The organism is Bradyrhizobium sp. WSM4872, assembly GCF_055811715.1.
Map to the genome: position 1 here is coordinate 1 of NZ_JBVVPT010000050.1, position 17,462 is coordinate 17,462.

Annotated in this window: 14 protein-coding genes; 6 read left to right on the forward strand and 8 right to left on the reverse strand. The window is 66.1% G+C overall.

What is annotated here, in order from left to right:
• Window positions 1–192 precede the first annotated feature (192 nt).
• The gene (locus AC0L3C_RS35050; protein WP_473410293.1) at window positions 193–2,529 is read right to left on the reverse strand and encodes a Tex family protein; all 2,337 of its coding nucleotides are present in this window, start codon (window positions 2,527–2,529) and stop codon (window positions 193–195) included.
• Between the two features lie 399 nt (window positions 2,530–2,928).
• On the opposite strand from AC0L3C_RS35050, the gene atzD reads away from it, so the two are divergent.
• On the forward strand, window positions 2,929–4,041 hold the full coding sequence (atzD, locus tag AC0L3C_RS35055) for a cyanuric acid amidohydrolase (RefSeq protein ID WP_473410294.1): 1,113 nt from the start codon (window positions 2,929–2,931) through the stop codon (window positions 4,039–4,041).
• Window positions 4,042–4,166: 125 nt separating this feature from the next.
• Window positions 4,167–5,636 (forward strand): amidase, encoded by a 1,470-nt coding sequence (locus AC0L3C_RS35060; protein ID WP_473262718.1) that lies wholly within the window; start codon window positions 4,167–4,169, stop codon window positions 5,634–5,636.
• 39 nt (window positions 5,637–5,675) lie between these two features.
• Here AC0L3C_RS35060 and AC0L3C_RS35065 read toward each other — a convergent pair whose 3' ends face one another.
• A complete protein-coding gene (locus AC0L3C_RS35065; protein WP_473410295.1) occupies window positions 5,676–5,996 on the reverse strand; it encodes a hypothetical protein in 321 nt (106 codons plus the stop codon).
• Between the two features lie 150 nt (window positions 5,997–6,146).
• Between AC0L3C_RS35065 and AC0L3C_RS35070 the strand changes: the two genes are divergently transcribed.
• Window positions 6,147–7,055, forward strand: coding sequence for a PaaI family thioesterase (locus AC0L3C_RS35070; protein WP_354169400.1), 909 nt, complete (start codon window positions 6,147–6,149; stop codon window positions 7,053–7,055).
• 67 nt (window positions 7,056–7,122) lie between these two features.
• Window positions 7,123–7,488 carry a hypothetical protein gene (locus tag AC0L3C_RS35075; protein ID WP_473262716.1) on the forward strand — a complete coding sequence of 122 codons (366 nt, stop codon included), beginning with the start codon at window positions 7,123–7,125 and terminating at the stop codon, window positions 7,486–7,488.
• On the opposite strand, the gene poxB is transcribed toward AC0L3C_RS35075, so the two are convergent.
• The 3 genes from poxB to AC0L3C_RS35090 form a co-directional block, all read right to left on the reverse strand.
• Window positions 7,485–9,221, reverse strand: coding sequence for a ubiquinone-dependent pyruvate dehydrogenase (poxB, locus tag AC0L3C_RS35080; RefSeq protein ID WP_473410296.1), 1,737 nt, complete (start codon window positions 9,219–9,221; stop codon window positions 7,485–7,487). The two genes, AC0L3C_RS35075 and poxB, sit on opposite strands and share 4 nt — an antisense overlap.
• A gap of 80 nt (window positions 9,222–9,301) precedes the next feature.
• A complete protein-coding gene (locus AC0L3C_RS35085; RefSeq protein WP_473262714.1) occupies window positions 9,302–9,934 on the reverse strand; it encodes a 2-dehydro-3-deoxy-6-phosphogalactonate aldolase in 633 nt (210 codons plus the stop codon).
• A 13-nt stretch (window positions 9,935–9,947) separates the two neighbouring features.
• Complete coding sequence (locus AC0L3C_RS35090; protein ID WP_473410297.1) at window positions 9,948–10,862, reverse strand: 2-dehydro-3-deoxygalactonokinase; 915 nt, start codon at window positions 10,860–10,862, stop codon at window positions 9,948–9,950.
• Between the two features lie 240 nt (window positions 10,863–11,102).
• Here AC0L3C_RS35090 and AC0L3C_RS35095 point away from each other — a divergent pair, with 240 nt between their 5' ends.
• Together AC0L3C_RS35095 and AC0L3C_RS35100 are read left to right on the forward strand one after the other, a co-directional pair.
• A complete protein-coding gene (locus AC0L3C_RS35095; RefSeq protein WP_473410298.1) occupies window positions 11,103–12,200 on the forward strand; it encodes an LLM class flavin-dependent oxidoreductase in 1,098 nt (365 codons plus the stop codon).
• Between the two features lie 57 nt (window positions 12,201–12,257).
• Entirely contained in the window at window positions 12,258–12,827 is a 570-nt protein-coding gene (locus tag AC0L3C_RS35100) for a flavin reductase family protein (protein WP_473262725.1), read from the forward strand.
• A gap of 43 nt (window positions 12,828–12,870) precedes the next feature.
• Here the strand turns inward: AC0L3C_RS35100 and AC0L3C_RS35105 are convergent, their stop codons facing one another.
• The 3 genes from AC0L3C_RS35105 to AC0L3C_RS35115 form a co-directional block, all read right to left on the reverse strand.
• A complete protein-coding gene (locus AC0L3C_RS35105; RefSeq protein ID WP_473410299.1) occupies window positions 12,871–14,301 on the reverse strand; it encodes an FAD-binding protein in 1,431 nt (476 codons plus the stop codon).
• A gap of 177 nt (window positions 14,302–14,478) precedes the next feature.
• Window positions 14,479–15,366: a LysR family transcriptional regulator gene (locus AC0L3C_RS35110; protein ID WP_473262711.1), complete on the reverse strand. Its 888-nt coding sequence runs from the start codon at window positions 15,364–15,366 to the stop codon at window positions 14,479–14,481.
• Between the two features lie 123 nt (window positions 15,367–15,489).
• On the reverse strand, window positions 15,490–17,361 hold the full coding sequence (locus tag AC0L3C_RS35115; RefSeq protein ID WP_473410300.1) for a sigma-54-dependent Fis family transcriptional regulator: 1,872 nt from the start codon (window positions 17,359–17,361) through the stop codon (window positions 15,490–15,492).
• Between the last annotated feature and the right edge of the window lie 101 nt (window positions 17,362–17,462).

Below are 17,462 nucleotides of genomic sequence, written 5' to 3' on the forward strand. Positions count from 1 at the left end.
CCCCAAACAACACCCCCCCCCCCCCCCCCCCCCCGCGGGCGGCGCGCCCCCCCCCCCCCCCCCCCCCCCGCCCCCCCCCCCCCCCCCCCCCCCCCCGGGCCCGCGCCCGGCCCCCCCCCCCCCCCCCCCCTGCGCGGGCCGCCCCCCCCCCCCCCCCACCTCTCCCCGCAAAGAGCGGGGCGAGGTTGAAGATCACGCCCGCTTGCCGCCATTCTTCTCCGCCGCGCGGCGCAGCGCTTCGGCGAGCGCACCGCCGCCGGAAGACTCCTGCTGGCGCGGGGTCGACGACGTCATGCGGGAGGGGTTGCGTGAGCTGTTGTCGCGCTGCATGCCGGGCGCGTCCTTCTTGGCACCGACCTCGTCGTCGAGCCGCAATGTCAGCGAAATGCGCTTGCGCGCGACCTCGAAGTCCAGCACCTTGACCTTGACGATGTCGCCGGGCTTCACCACCTCGCGCGGATCCTTGATGTAGGTCCTGGACATCGCCGAGATGTGCACGAGCCCGTCCTGGTGCACGCCGATATCGACGAAGGCGCCGAACGCGGCGACGTTGGTCACGGTGCCCTCGAGGATCATGCCCTTCTTGAGGTGCTTGATCTCCTCGACGCCGTCCATGAACACAGCTGCCTTGAACGCCGGACGCGGATCGCGACCAGGCTTCTCGAGCTCGCGCAGGATGTCGGTGACGGTCGGCAGACCAAACGTCTCGTCCACAAAGTCTTTCGGCTTCAGCGTGCGAACGATGTCGCTGCTGCCGATCAGCGCCTTGATGTCGCTTTTGGTGGCGCTGAGAATTCGGCGCACCACCGGATAGGCTTCCGGATGCACGCCGGAGGCGTCGAGCGGGTCCTCGCCGCCGAGGATGCGCAGGAAGCCCGCGCACTGCTCGAACGCCTTCGGACCGAGCCGCGGCACGTCCTTCAGCGCCTTGCGCGACTTGAACGGACCGTTGGCGTCGCGGTGTGCCACGATGCTCGAGGCAAGGCCGGAACCGACGCCCGACACGCGCGCGAGCAGTGGTGCCGAGGCGGTGTTGACGTCGACGCCGACCGCGTTCACGCAGTCTTCGACCACCGCGTCGAGCGATTTGGCGAGCTTGGCCTGGCCGAGGTCGTGCTGGTACTGGCCGACGCCGATCGCCTTGGGTTCGATCTTGACGAGCTCGGCGAGCGGATCCTGGAGCCGCCGCGCGATCGACACCGCGCCGCGTAGGGTGACGTCGAGGCCCGGCAACTCCTCCGAGGCAAAAGCCGAGGCCGAATAGACCGACGCGCCGGCTTCCGACACAACGATCTTGGTCATTTTCAAGTCGGGCAAGCCCTTGACGAGGTCGGCCGCGAGCTTGTCGGTCTCGCGCGAGGCGGTGCCGTTGCCGATCGCGATCAGCTCGACGCGATGTTTCAGCGCGAGCTTTCCGAGGATCGCCAGCGCCTCATTCCACTGCCGCTGCGGCTCGTGCGGATAGATCACGGCAGTGTCCACCACCTTGCCGGTCGCATCGGTGACGGCAACCTTGACGCCGGTTCGGAAGCCGGGATCCAGACCCATGGTGACGCGGGTGCCGGCGGGCGCCGCGAGCAGCAAGTCGCGCAGGTTCGAGGCGAACACGCGCACGGCCTCGGTCTCGGCGGCATTCCACAGTCGCATGCGCAGGTCAATGTTGAGATGCACCTGGATCTTGGTGCGCCAGGCCCAGCGCACGGTGTCGATCATCCAGCGGTCGCCGGCGCGCTTGAGGTCGGCGATGCCGAACCGCTTCATGATCTTCAACTCATAGACGCTCGGCACGCCCGGCGGCGATGGTTCGGCCTCGGCCTGGATCTGGAGATCGAGGATCTCTTCCTTCTCGCCGCGGAACATCGCGAGGATGCGGTGCGAGGGCAGCTTCGTCAGCGGCTCGGAGAACTCGAAATAGTCGGCGAACTTTTCGCCCTCGGTCTTCTTGCCGTCGCGCACCTTGGAGCTCATGCGTGCATTGGTCCACACCTCCTCGCGAAGCGCACCGATCAAATCGGCGTCTTCGTCGAAACGCTCGACCAGGATGGCGCGGGCGCCATCGAGTGCCGCAGCGGCATCGGCAACGCCCTTCTCGGCGTTGACGAAGGCCTCGGCGACGACCTTCGGATCGTTGGTGGGCTCGGCCATGAGCTGATTGGCGAGCGGCTCGAGGCCGGCTTCCCTGGCGACCTCCGCCTTGGTGCGGCGCTTCGGCTTGAACGGCAGATAGATGTCTTCGAGGCGCGCCTTGCTGTCGGCGGCGAGAATGGAGGCTTCCAGCGCAGCATCGAGCTTGCCCTGCTCGCGGACCGATTCGAGGATGGCCTTGCGGCGGTCCTCGAGCTCGCGCAGGTAGCCCAGGCGTTCCTCCAGCGTGCGCAATTGCGCGTCGTCGAGCGCACCGGTCGCTTCCTTGCGGTAGCGGGCGATGAAGGGAACCGTGGCGCCGCCGTCGAGCAGCGCCACCGTCGCCTCGACCTGCTCCGCCCGAACCCCAAGCTCCTGCGCAATTTTCTGGTTGATATTTGCCACGCGAGAACCCCTCTATCCAAGCACGCATCGCGGAGGCGAACCACCGGCTGCGGGACGCCGCTTATGGACCAATCGGGGTTGATTCATCAAGGTGCGGCGAACGACCGTCGACAAGGGATTTTTATCGAACCGATGCGATCTCGCCACAATCGTGGGTGCGACGCAGGCGACGCACATACTCCACCGTCGTCCTGGCGAACGCCAGGACCCATACCGCGTGATTCATCGATTGTGGGCGGTAGGCGTACCGAACGACGAATCTTCGCCAAACTCACCCCTGGGGTCATGGGTCCTGGCTTTCGCCAGGACGACGAGGAGGATGCCTCGACAGCTTGACAGACACCCCGGTTCGACGGCTGTTTTGTCGGCCGGGCTCCTGAACCCCATGTGAGGACTATCATGCGGACGACATCGGTCGGCGTCTTCAAGATCGCCACCAAAGGCCCCGGCGACGTCTCGGGATTGATGAGCATGATCGCCTCCGGCGCGATCGATCCGGCATCCATCCTGGCGATCCTCGGCAAGACCGAAGGCAATGGCGGCGTCAACGACTTTACCCGGGAATATGCCGTTGCCGCGCTGTGCACGGCGCTAGCGCCACGACTCGAGCTGTCGCCGCAGGAGGTCGAACAGCGCATCGCTTTCGTGATGTCCGGCGGCACCGAGGGCGTGCTCAGCCCGCACATCACCGTGTTCACGCGCCGGGACGTCCAGCAGCGCCCGGCAGGCATCTCCGGCAAGCGCCTGAGCATTGGCATGGCGCACACGCGGGATTTTCTCCCGGAAGAGCTCGGCCGCTCCGCTCAGATCACGGAGACAGCCAAGGCCGTGACGGCCGCGATGGCGGATGCCGGCATCGCCGATCCCGCCGACGTCCACTTCGTGCAGATCAAATGCCCGCTGCTCACCAGCGATCGCGTCGAGGCGGCGAATGCGCGCGGCCACAAGACGGCGACGACCAGCGCCTACAGTTCGATGGCCTATTCGCGCGGCGCATCCGCGCTCGGGGTTGCGGTCGCGCTCGGCGAAATCGCAACCGACATTCGCGACGACGACGTGCTGCGGCGCTACGATCTGTTCTCGAACGTCGCCTCGACCTCGTCCGGAATCGAGCTGATGCACAACGTGGTCATCGTGCTCGGCAATTCGATGTCCTCGACGAGCGAATTCGAGATCGGGCATGCCGTGATGAGCGATGCGATCGACGCTGCCGCGGTGCTCGCGGCGCTGGAGAGCGTCGGGCTCCGTGCCGCGCCGCAGACGACGACCGGCCGCGAGCTCGTCAACATCTTCGCCAAAGCCGAGGCCTCGCCTGATGGCAGCGTGCGCGGCTTTCGCCACACCATGCTGGAAGATACCGATATCAGCTCGACGCGCCACGCCCGGGCTGCCGTCGGCGGCCTGATTGCCGGCCTCGCCGGTACCGGGGCGGTCTATGTCTCGGGCGGCGCCGAGCACCAGGGCCCCGCCGGCGGCGGGCCGGTCGCGGTGATCGCAAAGCTCTCGGATTGATGCGTGCGCATGCAATGGAGGGTTACCTCTCCATCCCGCGCAACCCTGCCCTTCGCGCCGCCTCAGTTGATTAAAATGTTCCCGTGCGAAACTAAGGTGGCGCCGCACGAAGAGGTTTGGACCGCATGACTTTTCCGATGAGCTGGAACGAATGGGCGCAGCACGATGGCGTGGGACTGGCCGCGCGCGTCCGCAAGGGCGAGCTCACGGCAAAGGAGTTGGCGCGCCAGGCCGCTGCGGGCGTTGCCAAGGTCAATCCGGCACTGTCGGGCGTGGTCGAGCTGTTCGATGATGTGATCGCCGATCCCGCCAAGGACGGCGCCAATCTCGCCGGCCCGTTCGCAGGCCTGCCCTTCCTGATGAAGGACCTCGGCCCGACCATGAAGGGCCGGCTCCAGGAGATGGGCTCGCTGCTGATGCGCGGCAATCGCGCGAGCGCCGACACGTTCCTGACCGGCAAATTCCGCCACGCTGGACTGAACCTGATCGGACGCACCACGACGCCGGAATTCGGCGTCTGCAGCTCGGCCGACAATCCGGCCGTCTATGTCACGCGCAATCCCTGGGACACCGACTACACCACCTGCGGCTCGTCGGCGGGAAGCGCCGCGATGGTGGCCGCGGGCGTGGTGCCGATCGCGCATGCGACCGACGGCGGCGGCTCGATCCGCATTCCTGCCGGCGTCAACGGCAATATCGGGCTGAAGGTCTCGCGCGGCGTGTTCTCGCTCGCGCCGCACATGTCCGATCTCACCGGCCTCGTCTCGATCCAGGGCTGCCAGTCCCGCTCGGTGCGCGACACCGCCGCCTTCGTCGATCATGCCAGGGGAGCGGCACCCGGCGAGTTCATGCCGTTCTGGACGACGGCGCAGCCCTATTCCGAGATGATCAAGCGCGACCCATCAAAACTTCGCATCGCGCTGTCGCACAGCTGGGGCGACTACACCGCGACGCCCGAGATCGCGGCCGAACTGGCGAAGGCCGGCCGCTTCCTCGAAGGCCTCGGCCATCACGTCGACTACGCCCTGCCCGAGCTCGACTTCCGCGCCGCGTTCGCCGCGCAGACCACCTGCTACATCTCGAATTTTGCGGTGGTGATCTCCAACATGCTCGCCGCGCGCGGACTGGAACGGCCGCCGGAAGACCTCATCGAGCCCATGAATATCCGGATCTGGGAAGCCGGCCGGCATACGAGCTTCGCCGAGCGGGCGAAGATGCAAGGCGTGTTCAACACGACCTCGCGCGCCTTCGGCGCCTTCTTCGAGCAGTGGGACGTGATCCTGACGCCGATCACCGCGCTGCCGACGCCGAAGGTCGGCACCCGGGAATATCTCACCATCTCCGACAACCCTGACGTGCTCGACTGGTTCGGCAATCTCTGGCGCTTCTTCGCCTTCACGCCGCTCGCCAATCTCTGTGGCATGCCGGCGATCTCGATGCCGATGGCGACGCAGGCCCACGGCCTGCCGCTCGGCATCCAGGCGATTGCGAAACAGGCCAATGACGGCCTCCTGCTGCAACTCGCCGCCCAGATCGAGCGCGCGCTTGATGGCAAGTGGAACGATGGCAGGAAGCCGAAGGTGCATGTGAGCTGAGCGAGTTGATCGCATTAACTTGCGATCGCGCTGTGGCGATCAGTTCTTCACCGTCGGGATCTCCTCCGGCCGGGGCTGCTGCTGACCCTGCTGGTACATCGCCAGCGCCTTGTCGAGCGCTTCGCGCAACGCCAGCGCGGCGGCCACGCTGCAGCGCAGATGCGCGGTCTGGAGCACGTCAACCCGGACGGCGGCGCCGACCGGCATCAACAGGTTTGCGGCAAGCTCGATCTGGATCGCGCCGTTGTGGTGGCCGAAGCAGGATGCACCGTCGAAATAGATGATCGGTGCCCGCTCCGAGCTCGAGGTCGAAATGATGACGGGCCCCTGGCTGGTGGCGGGCGTTTCGGGATCGGCCATGGGCACTCCTTGCGGCTGGTCGGACGAACGAGGCGCCCACCATCGTTGCTTCGGCCCGCCCTGTCGAGACCAAACCGCCCCCGGCACGCCTGCCGCCGGACACGCATCCGGGGTTTTGCGCCACGCCCGCCACTGGTCTAGAACGTCCTCATGTCCAGCTCACCGACCACACTTTCGTTCGAGGACCTCGCCGAGGCGATCAAGGGCCGCCGCTCCGATTACGGCCAGATCAGCGGGCTCCAGCTCGACCGCTTCGCACCTCGCGAGGCCTGGTCCAGCCTGCCCTACCGGCCGGTCTTCGTCGGCGACACCGAGACCGGCGTCCTGCATGGCGGGGTCGTCACCGCGATGCTGGACGAGAGCTGCGGCATGGCGGTGCAACTCGCGCTCGACGGCACGAGCGCGATCGCGACGCTTGATCTGCGCATCGACTATCAGAAGCCGGCCACGCCGGGCCTCGACATCAAGGCGCATTCAGTCTGCTACCGCACCACGCGTTCGATCGCCTTCGTGCGCTCCACCGCCTATCAGGAGTCCGAGGACGATCCGGTCGCGACCGCCACCGCCTGTTTCATGATCGGCGCCAACCGCACCAACATGCTCGCGGATCGCAGGACAGATTCGCCCGGCATCTCGACGCTGGAGGCGCCGGACGATCCGGAAGGCCCGTTCGCCAACAGCCCGTTCGCGCGCTGCCTCGGCATTCGCGTCAACGACGACGACACACTGACGATGCCGTTCTCGCCAAAGATCATCGGCAACCCGATCCTGCCCGCGATCCATGGCGGCATGACCGGCGCCTTCCTCGAGACCACCGCGATCTTCGGAGTGGCGCGCGAACTCGGCGCAGCCGCGCTGCCCAAGCCGATCGGACTGACCGTCAACTATCTGCGCTCGGGCCGCGCGCTCGACACCTTCGCCAACGTCTCGATCGTGAAGCAGGGCCGGCGCATCGTCGCCTTCGAGGCGCGGGCCTGGCAGGACGATGCGAACAAGCCGATCGCCACCGCCTTCGGCCATTTCATGCTGCGGCCGACGCCCGGAAACGATGAGGAATAGGCGCATTTTCCCTTGACGGCCAAGGTCTGGGCCACAACGATAGCATGTTCCCGCGAGAGGTATTGGGTTGCGGCATCCGCTCGACATCATCGCCATGTTCGCCGCGCTCTGGCTGCTGGCAGCGATGGTGCTCGACGCGCTGACGCCGAAGGAGCTGACGACGGTGATGATCGGCATCGCCATCGGACCCGCCGTCGTCGTCACCGCCGTGTTCTATTATTTGCGCTGCCCGCGCACCGATTTCGCGGTGATGTTCGCCGCGCTGTGGCTGATCTCCGACATCGCCATCGCGTTCATCTCGCCAGCGCAGCTGCCGCATTTCCTGATCGCGCTCGGTTTCGTGCCGGCGCTGCTGATCGGGATCGTCCTGCACTGGCAGCGCTTCCAGCGCCGCCATGAGCGGCTGCCGCTGCCATCGGTCAAGCGGGGTTAACGCGGCAGCAAATTGGTCTTGGCGAGATCGACGACCTCGTCGCCGCGGCCGTTCATCACGGCGCGCAAGACCCACAAGCTGAAGCCCTTGATCTGTTCGGGCGTGATGGTCGGCGGCATCGACAGCTCCTGCTTCGCCGTGACGACATCAAGCAGCGCCGGCCCGTTATGCGCTAGCATGTCCTTCATCGCGCCCGGAAGTTCGCCGGGGTCCTCGATGCGCCTGGCGAAGATGCCCATTGCGCGCGCCATCGCTGCGAAATCCGGATTCTCCAGATCGACATTGGTGTCGACGAATCCGGCCGCCTTCATCTCCAGGGCGACGAAGCCGAGCACGCCGTTGTTGAAGATGACCACCTTCACCGGCAACTTCATCTGCGTCAGCGTGATCAGATCGCCCATCAGCATGGTGAAGCCGCCGTCGCCCGAGAGCGAGATCACCTGACGGCCGGGCTGCGCGGCCTGCGCGCCGATTGCCTGCGGCATGGCGTTGGCCATCGAGCCGTGCACGAACGAACCGATCAGCCGGCGGCGGCCGTTCATGTCGAGATAGCGCGCGGCCCACACCGTGGGTGTTCCGACATCGGCGGTGAATACGGCATCGTTGCTCGCATGGTCGCTGATGACCTTGGCCAGGTATTGCGGATGGATTGGTTTGCTGCCCGGCGTGCCCTTCGCGAGCGAGTCCAGGCCTTCGCGCGCCTTCTTGTAATGCGCGATCGCATCGTCGAGGTGCTTGCGCTTCGTCTTGGATTTCAGAAGCGGCAGCAGCGCCTCGAGGGTGAGCTTGACGTCCCCGACAAGGCCGAGATCGATCTTGCAGCGCCGCCCGAGATTTTCCGGCCGGATGTCGATCTGTGCGATCTTCGCATCGGTCGGGAAGAACTGCTTGTAGGGAAAATCGGTGCCAAGCATCACGAGCGCGTCGCAGGCGTGCATGGCGGCATAGCCGGAGGAGAAGCCGATGAAGCCGGTCATGCCGACGTCATAGGGATTGTCGAATTCGACATGCTCCTTGCCGCCCAGCGCATGCACGATCGGGCTCTTCAAAGCTTCCGCAAGCTGCATCAACGGGGCATGCGCACCGGCGCAGCCGCGACCGCAGAACAGGGTGATGCGTTCGGCGCCGTTCAGGAGATCAGCAAGCGCCTTCAACTCATCCGCCTGCGGCACGACCTTCGGCGCCGACAGCGCAAGGCCACGCGCCGTCGATAGCGCGCGCTTGGGTGGGCTGCGGAAAGCGACGTCGCCCGGCATGGCGACGACGGCGACGCCGCGCATGCCGACCGCCGCACGGATGGCGTTTTCCAGCACGTAGGGAAGCTGACTCGGATCGGAGACCAGCTCGCAATAATGGCTGCACTCGCGGAACAGGTTTTGCGGATGGGTTTCCTGGAAATAACCGCTGCCGATCTCGGCGGTCGGGATTTGCGCGGCGATCGCCAGCACGGGAACGCGGCTGCGATGTGCGTCGAACAGGCCGTTGATCAAATGCAGATTGCCGGGACCACACGAGCCCGCGCACACCGCAAGGGTTCCCGTCATCTCCGCTTCCCCGGCCGCGGCGAAGGCCGCAACCTCCTCGTGCCGGACATGGATCCACTCGATCGTGCCGCGCCGCCGCAGCGCTTCGGTCAGCGCATTCAGGCTGTCGCCGACGATGCCGTAGATGCGCTTGACGCCAGCCTGTTCGAGCGTTGCCACGAACAGATCGGCCACATTGTTGATCGCCATGCAGGTCTCCTGATCTCGCTGGTCCAGCAAGATAGGATAACGCGCGACCGTGACGGGATCACGGCTTGTTTATTGCCGCTTCAGTCTTTCGCAATCGCCCGATCGTAGGCCGCGATCGTCAACTTTGCGCGAGCGGCAACGTCCGTTGCCGTCATGCCGGGCTTGTAGAGGCTGGAGCCGAGCCCGAACGCCGTGACGCCGCCCTTGATGTATTCCGCGAAATTCTGATCGGAAACGCCGCCGACGGCGGCGATCATCACGCCGGCCGGCAGCACGGCGCGAATCGCGGCGATGCCGGATGCACCGAGCACGCTGGCCGGAAAGAACTTCAGGCCCGAGGCGCCGGAGCGCGCGGCAAGCAGCGCCTCCGTCGGCGAAAACACGCCCGGCAACGTCACCATGGCGTACTGATGGGCACGCGTGAGCACTTGTGTGTCGACATTCGGCGACACCATCAGCTTGCCGCCGACATCGTTGAGACGATCGACATCCGAAGTGGTCAGCACCGTGCCGGCGCCGATCAGCACGCCCACCGGCGCCTGTTTCACCGCTGTTGCGATGGAGCGGAACGGGTCAGGCGAGTTCAGCGGAATCTCGATTGCGGTCATGCCGGCTTCGATCAGCACGCCGACGATGGCCTGCGTTTCCTCGGGCTTCACGCCGCGCAGGATCGCGACCAGTGGACGCTTCATCGCCGGAAAGGGAACGCTCATCTCAACAGTCCTCTCATTTCGTCCAGATCGCGGCAGCCGCCATCGACAGGCCGCGGCGGACGGCTTCATCGGCATCGACCGGGTCTACGGTGACCGACAGCGCCTCGAAACCCTGCCTGTACAGCATCGCGAGCCGTCCCGAGGCGATCAGCGTGATGCCAACTTCCGGCATCGCGCCGGAGAGCCCCGCCGCCAGCTCGATGCCGATCAACGTGCCCGACAGCGTTTCGCGCGCCGCGGCCGGTGTGCTCCCGAACAGGAGCTGACGCGAGCGCGCGCCGAACAGAAGATTAGCCGCGAACGCCGGTGCTTCGTACGCGGCCTTCACCGCAGTTTGGAAGCTTGCGACATCCTCGGTGTCTTCGGCGCCTGCGACCGCAAGCGACAAAATCGTTTCGCGCGACACGACGCTGAAGAGCTCGCCGGTCATGAAGGTAGAGAAATGCGCGACCGTGCCGTCCGTCAGGCGCACCCATTTCGAATGCGTGCCGGGCATGCAGACCAGCGCTTCGCCGGCGGCACCGAACCCGAGCGCGCCGAGCAGCTGCGTCTCCTCGCCGCGCATCACGTCCGGTGCTTTTGCATCGCGCTGCGCGATACCCGGCAGGATGCGGATGTCGCGCGCCTCGCCGGACACGCGCACGGCCTGCTTCAGAACAGCGGAGAGTGGCGCGGGCGTATCGACATAACCGGCCTCGATCCAGCCGGTACGCGCGCCGGCCATGCCGCAGACGAGGACGGGCAAATGATCGGGAGCCTCGACTGCCGCGAGATGCGATTGCAGCACGGCGGCAAAGCCGGCCCTCGCGGCCACCAGCATGCCCTCGTCGCTGCGGCGCTCGGCCAGCACCTCGCCGGCGCGGTCGATCAGCCAGAGCCGGAAGCTGCTGGTGCCCCAGTCCACCGCGACATAGGCAGGTTCGGTCATCTCGATGCGTATCCTCGTCTCACCGCCGAGACGCCGTCTCGCGACAATGAGACGAGGCCCCGCAAATCCGCCCCGGGATATCGGCTATTGCTGCCGCAAACCAGCCTTTTCTCGCAGGTCTGAAGCGCCGCTCGCGCTGGCACAGCGCTTGCGTAGAGGTGGCACACCACTTGCTAAAGCGTTCCCGCTCACGTCCGTGAACCGCGCAACAAGACGCGTCAACATCAGATGAGGAAACCCATGGAGATCGGTTATTTCACGATGCCTTCGCACCCGCCGGAGTGCGGCCTGAAGGAAGGGAACGACTGGGACCTGCAGGTCATGCGCTGGCTCGACGAGCTTGGCTATCAGGAGGCCTGGGTCGGCGAGCACCATACCGCGCCCTGGGAACCCAATCCCACGCCGGATCTGCTGATCGCACAGGCGCTGATGCAGACCAAGAACATCCGCATCGGACCGGGCGGCTTCCTGCTGCCCTATCACCACCCCGCCGAGCTCGCGAACCGCGTCGCCATGCTCGATCACCTCTCCGGCGGTCGGCTCAATTTCGGCGTCGCGGCGAGCGGCCTGCCGAGCGATTGGGCCATGTTCAACGTCGACGGCATGAGCGGACAGAACCGCGACATGACCCGCGAGGCGCTGGAGATCATTCTGAAGATGTGGAGCGATCCCGCGCCCTGGACCTACAAGGGCAAGTTCTGGACGGTGACCAAGCCGGACACGATGTTCGACTTCCTCAAGCCGCACATCAAGCCGTTGCAGACGCCGCATCCGCCGATCGGCGTCGCCGGACTCTCGAAGAATTCGGACACGCTGAAGCTCGCCGGCGAGCGCGGTTTCATTCCGATGAGCCTCAACCTGAACCCCGCCTATGTCGGCAGTCATTGGGATTCGGTCGTGGCCGGTGCAGCCAAGACCGGGCGCAAGCCGGACCGCGCGGATTGGCGGCTGGTGCGCGAGGTGTTCGTCGCCGATAGCGACGAGGAAGCGTGGAGGCTCTCGACCGGCGACATGATGGGCCGGATGATGGGCGAGTACTTCCTGCCGCTGCTCGGGCATTTCGGCTTCAAGGACTATTTGAAGCACGCGCCCGACGTGCCCGATAGCGACGTCACCGTCGAATATTGCGCCAAACGGAACTGGATCGTGGGCTCGCCCGCGACCGTCGCCGAGAAGATCGAAAAGATCTACGAGGAGGTCGGCGGCTTCGGCGTGCTGCTGGTGTTCGGCTTCGACTACAAGCACAAGGCTGAAGCCTGGCATCACTCGCTGTCGCTGCTGAGGAACGAGGTGATGCCGCGCCTGAAGCATCTCGGCTCCGCGCAGAAGGCGGCTTGACCCGACGCGGGTGCGGCGCGATCGTGCCGCACCCGCATCCATTTCGGAGATTTCCGCGTGAGCGTGGACGCCAGTGCTTTCGACGCCAAGGATTTCAAGCAGGCGATGCGCCAGTGCGCTGGCGCCGTCGCGCTGGTGACGGTCGGCGCCGAGCACGGCAAGCGCACGGGGCTGACGGTCACCTCGGCCTGCTCACTGTCGGACTCGCCGCCATCCCTGCTCGTCTGCGTCAACCGCAACGCCAGTGCGCACGCGCGCATCCGCGAGGAAGGCGCGTTCGCGATCAACTTCCTGCACGAGGACCACGCCCTCCTGGCGCTCACCTTCAGTGGCCAGAAGGGCGTCAACGGCGACGACCGTTTTGCGTTCGGGGAGTGGACGCGCGGGGTGACCGGCGCGCCGGTGCTGAGCGATGCGGTCGCCGCATTCGACTGCGTGCTGGCGCAGGAATTCGAGACCAAAACGCATTCGATCTTCGTCGGCGAGGTGTGCGGCGTGTCGTATTCCGACGGGACTGCGCCGCTGGTATATCTGCGCAGCAGCTTCCACGTCCCGCACGAGATCCGCGGCACCGTGACGGTCGGCGACCTCGACTCGCGACATCTGAGCTGGAGCGATTTCTCTTGAACTCGCCACGCCATTCGAATGCGGCCGCCGGGATCCGTTCCCGCTAGACCAGATCGTAGCCGGGCGTGAGATGGTTGCCTGGATCGTGGCGCCGCTTGGCGTCGCGCAGCAACGGCCACTGTCCCCCGAAATGATCGGCCCAATCCTGAGACGACATGGGAAATGCGCTCACCGGGTACAATACGCCGCCTGCGCCGCGAATGTGGTCGTAAAGCTCGCGGTTCTGCGCGACCAGCCGTTCGGCATTCGCCTTGTCTGCCGATACCGGGATACGGATCAGATTGAACACGAACACGATCCGCTCGTCGGGCAGCCGAACCAGGGACGTGCGGCATCCATCCGTCACCATCGGATAGTAGGTAATCCGGCCGAACGGACCGATGTCCTCACTCTTCATCCCGGCAACGACCTCGCTCGCGATCTCCAGCGCGTTGCTGCCGCGCAGGAACGTGAGGAGCCACGGATGCGGATTGGACCATTGGCCGTTCGTCCTCAGAAGCGTTTCGAGCTTTGCAAACGCATTGGCGTCGTCGCGGAAGGTCAGGTCGGTAACGATGGCGCTGCCGCGGCGATCCGACAAGCCTGCAAGCAGCTTCTCGTCGTCGGGATGAGAATCACCGTCATGGAACACGCCTGCTTCCAGCAGGTATCGCCAGCCACCGGCCGCCTCAGGCACGACCGCACCCTGCAACTGATCGAAGCGCGCCTCCGCCAGGACACGGCGCTGATCGGCCGTCAGCGAGGAGAGATCCGGATAAAAGAGTTGAAAGCGGCGGACCCGTTCGGGCGCGCGCACCAGCCGAAGCGTCGCCCTCGTGACGATCGCGCATTGGGCAAGCCCGGCGCGAACGGCATCGTAAAGCTCGGCGTTGGACGTGGGCGAGCAGGTCAATTGCCGGCCCTCGCCCGTCACCACATCGAGCTCGAGAACCTGGTCCGTCTGCAGGCCGTGTCGCGACGAGGATCCGCCGATTCCGCCGATGGCGAGGGTGCCGCCCACGGACAGGCCGAGGTAGTTGGTCAGGACCGGCGGAACCAGCCCTTTGGCCAGGGTCGCTTCCAGCACCGCGTGCCAGGTCGCACCTGCATCGACCACGACACGGTCCGGCTCGATCCGATGGATCGTGGCCAGCGCGCCGAGGTCGATCACGATACCGCCTTCCGTCATGGCGCGACCGTAGATGCCGTGGCCCTGCCCGCGCGCGGCAACCGTCAGCCCCTGTTCCGCGGCCCATCGCAGAATCTCCGCGATCCCGGCAGTCGTCGTCGGCCGGAACACGGCACGCGGCTGCTTGTGAATGATGTGACCGAAATCCTCGCCCGCGGCCGCGCAAGCGTCCGGGTTGCAGTTCCATGCGTCACCGGCAAATGGTCCATTGGCCGGGCCGCGCGGCTGGCCGGCGAGAGCGACGGAAGCCAGCGTTGCGGTGGCGCTGACACCTGCATGCAAGAGCGTGCGTCGATTGGGGGACATGGTGCGGTCCTTCACGCCGAACCGGGCGGATAGGTGCCCGTGGCCCTCAAAGCTGCGGTCGCTCGCGCGTTCGGACAACCGCCACATCACGGGATAGACATTCTCGCAAACCGGGAGAATGCGGACGGAACGCTCGCCGGCGATGCACGTGGTCAATGAGCAAGAGAGCCGGGGCTCTCAGAGCCGCTCGCGCTTCAAGCGCCCCGCCAACAGATCGACGAACAGGCGCGTCTTGGCCGGGGGCGCCGCGCTCGGCGGGACTACGGCGTACACCGGCATGCGCGGTGCCTCGAAATCCTCCAGCACGATCTCCAGCGCGCCATCATCGACGCGATCGCGTATCTGCCAGAACGGCGCATAGCCGACGCCGATGCCATTGCAGGCAGCCGCCTGCGCCGCCGTCGTATTATCGGTCCGGAAGCGGCCGTTCACCTGCACCATCTTCACCTCGCCGCCGATCTGAAACCGCCACGCTTCGCTGTCACCCGGGCCGGTCCTGCGCAAGATGCATTGATGGTCGGTCAGGTCGTCGGGATGACCCGGACGACCGTGGCGCGCGAAATAGCCTGATGCGCCATAGACAACCGTGCGTAGCTCGCCGAGCCGCCGCGCCTTGAGCGAAGAATCCGGCAATTCCCTGATCCGCACGGCCAGATCGAACCCATCGCCGACGACGTCGATGGGGCGATCGGACACATGGAGATCGGCTTCGATTCTCGGAAAGCGCGCCATGAAATCGGCAATCGCCGGCACGACGTGGGTCGACCCGAACAGGACGGGCGCGGCGACCCTGAGAAGACCCGACGGCTCGACACGGCGGTTGGCCGCTTCCAGGCGCGCCTCGCTGATTTCGGCAAAGGCCGGCTTGACGCGATGATAGAACGCCAGTCCCGCTTCCGTCGCCAGCGACTGCCGCGTGGTCCGCCGCACCAGCTCGACGCCGACATCGCGTTCCAGCGCCGCCAACGCCCGGTTGACCGACTGCAGCGACCGTCCCAATTGTCGCGCGGCCGCGGTCTGGCTGCCGGCCTCGACGACAGCCAGAAAGACTTCGATCTCCTCCATCGAATCCTCTCCTCTCGCAATTTCTGGAAATGCACGTTGGCGACGGCGTGTCCGCCGCGCGAAGACCTCGGCTGCGCCAGCATTTTCGGACGGTTTTCGACGGAGCCGGGACGTCGAGTCGGTCTAGTATGAACCCGGGCCGATCTTCAATTGCTTGATCTTGCGATACAGCGTCGCGCGGCTGAGTTTCAACGCACGTGCCGCCTCGGTGACGCGGCCGCCGTGCCTGCGCAGAGCCTCGACGATCGTCGCGCGTTCGGCCGCTCCGAGACCCGGCTCCGCTGCTCGCCCGCCAAACGGCGGCAGGTCGAGATCGGCATCGGCAATCACGCCGTCCTCCGCCGTGCAGCCGGCGAGCCGCAGCACATGGCGGAGCTGGCGCATGTTGCCGGGATAGGAATAGGCCGCGAGTTGTGCCCAGGCCTCGTCCGATAGGGAGCAGTTCGGCGCTTCCTCGCGGGCGATCTGGCGGATGACGTCGTCGCGGTCCGCGCGCTCGCGCAGAGCCGGCAGCCGCACCTCCATGCCGCGCAGACGGAAATAGAGGTCGGTGCGGAAGGCGCCCTCCTCGGCCATGCGGCCGAGATCGCGATGGGTAGCGCTGATCAGGCGAATGTCGACCGGCACCGGCTTCAGCGCGCCGAGCGGCCACACTTCGCGGTTCTCCAGCACACGCAGCAGTCGCGTCTGCAGCGCGATCGGCATGTCGCCGATCTCATCGAGGAACAGCGTGCCGCCGTCGGCCTGCACGATCAGGCCCTTCGAGCCGTCACGGCGTGCGCCGGTGAAGGCGCCGGCCTCGTAGCCGAACAGCTCGGCATCGATCAGGCTTTCCGGCATCGCCGCGCAGTTCAGCGCGACATAGTTGTGGCGTGCGCGATTGCCGGCTGCGTGAATGGCACGAGCGAACACATCCTTGCCGACGCCGGTCTCGCCGTGCAGCAGCACCGGCAGATTGCGATCGCCGATGCTTCTAAGTCGCTTTACGCTCCTGATCAGGCCAGGGTCGCGGCCGGCGAGCCGCTGCAGCGCATCGAAGCGATCGATCGGTGCATCGCGGCGCGGCGCGAGCGGGCGGGTCGATGACCTCGCCCGCAGCGGCGGCGCGACATGGCCATGCCCCAACGGAGTGCCATCTGCCCGGCGCAGCTCGACGAGATCGTCTGCGTCACGCGCGGGGGGATGGTCGAACTTGACGTAGCGCGACAGATCGATGCCGGATGCGATCAAGCCGTCGGTGAGACCCAGCAGGGCGCGCGCCGAACGGCAGGCGCCGACGATGCGGCGATCGTCGTCATAGGCGAGCAGGCCGCTGCCGCCATCGCCCGGCACGGTCGCGATCCAGGCGTTGCGGAAATGACCGCGGAAGATCGCCCCCTCCATGCGCCGCGTCGCCTCCATCGTCACCGCGAGCGCAAGCTGATGCGCGGTTCGTTCGAGGTCCTCGCGGCAAGAGGTGATGTTGACGGCGCCTGCGAGCCGTCCGGCATGGTCGAACAGCGGCGTCACCGCGCAGGAGAACATGTGCCACTGCGCGCGAAAATGCTCGTCGCGATGCACCAGGATCGGCTTCTGCTCGGCGAGTGCGGTGCCGAGCCCGTTGGTGCCTTCACAAGCCTCGGAAAAATTCGAGCCGGTGTAGATCTTCCAGTCCATGAATAGTCTTGCGTCGGCCTCGCCGGGCAGGCGGCTGAACAGCATGGTTGCGTTCACGTCTGCCAGATTGACGCAATAGCCGGCATCGCGCAGCACACGGGCGAGATCGTCGAGCTCCGGTGTTGCGAGCCGGATCGTCTCCTCCATGGGCTCGGCGACGTGACGGATCTCGGCTTCGGTGAGCGTCTGCGGCGGCCCCTGACGGGCGGGATCGAGCTTGTGGCTGACCAGGCAGCGCCGCCAGGAATTGGCAATGCGCGAAGAGGCATCGACGTCGGCCACGTGATTGGCGACGGACAAGACGCGGGCGACATGATTCGAGGCCGAAAGGCTGGCCATCGCGGACGTCTCCACCCTGTATTATTGTGCAAAGTCTGGCACCGCAGGCGGGGAAGTCAATCGGGAACCGGGAACGCGGCGAAGCGCGATCAGATTTGCTG

Excerpts from the sequence above, each read along its gene's own strand:
- poxB (WP_473410296.1), bottom strand. The coding sequence starts at position 9,221 with ATGGCGATCAACAATGTGGCCGATCTGTTCGTGGCAACGCTCGAACAG.
- AC0L3C_RS35095 (WP_473410298.1), top strand. The coding sequence starts at position 11,103 with ATGGAGATCGGTTATTTCACGATGCCTTCGCACCCGCCGGAGTGCGGC.
- AC0L3C_RS35090 (WP_473410297.1), bottom strand. The coding sequence starts at position 10,862 with ATGACCGAACCTGCCTATGTCGCGGTGGACTGGGGCACCAGCAGCTTC.
- AC0L3C_RS35065 (WP_473410295.1), bottom strand. The coding sequence starts at position 5,996 with ATGGCCGATCCCGAAACGCCCGCCACCAGCCAGGGGCCCGTCATCATT.
- AC0L3C_RS35085 (WP_473262714.1), bottom strand. The coding sequence starts at position 9,934 with ATGAGCGTTCCCTTTCCGGCGATGAAGCGTCCACTGGTCGCGATCCTG.
- AC0L3C_RS35110 (WP_473262711.1), bottom strand. The coding sequence starts at position 15,366 with ATGGAGGAGATCGAAGTCTTTCTGGCTGTCGTCGAGGCCGGCAGCCAG.
- atzD (WP_473410294.1), top strand. The coding sequence starts at position 2,929 with ATGCGGACGACATCGGTCGGCGTCTTCAAGATCGCCACCAAAGGCCCC.
- AC0L3C_RS35105 (WP_473410299.1), bottom strand. The coding sequence starts at position 14,301 with ATGTCCCCCAATCGACGCACGCTCTTGCATGCAGGTGTCAGCGCCACC.
- AC0L3C_RS35060 (WP_473262718.1), top strand. The coding sequence starts at position 4,167 with ATGACTTTTCCGATGAGCTGGAACGAATGGGCGCAGCACGATGGCGTG.
- AC0L3C_RS35070 (WP_354169400.1), top strand. The coding sequence starts at position 6,147 with ATGTCCAGCTCACCGACCACACTTTCGTTCGAGGACCTCGCCGAGGCG.
- AC0L3C_RS35115 (WP_473410300.1), bottom strand. The coding sequence starts at position 17,361 with ATGGCCAGCCTTTCGGCCTCGAATCATGTCGCCCGCGTCTTGTCCGTC.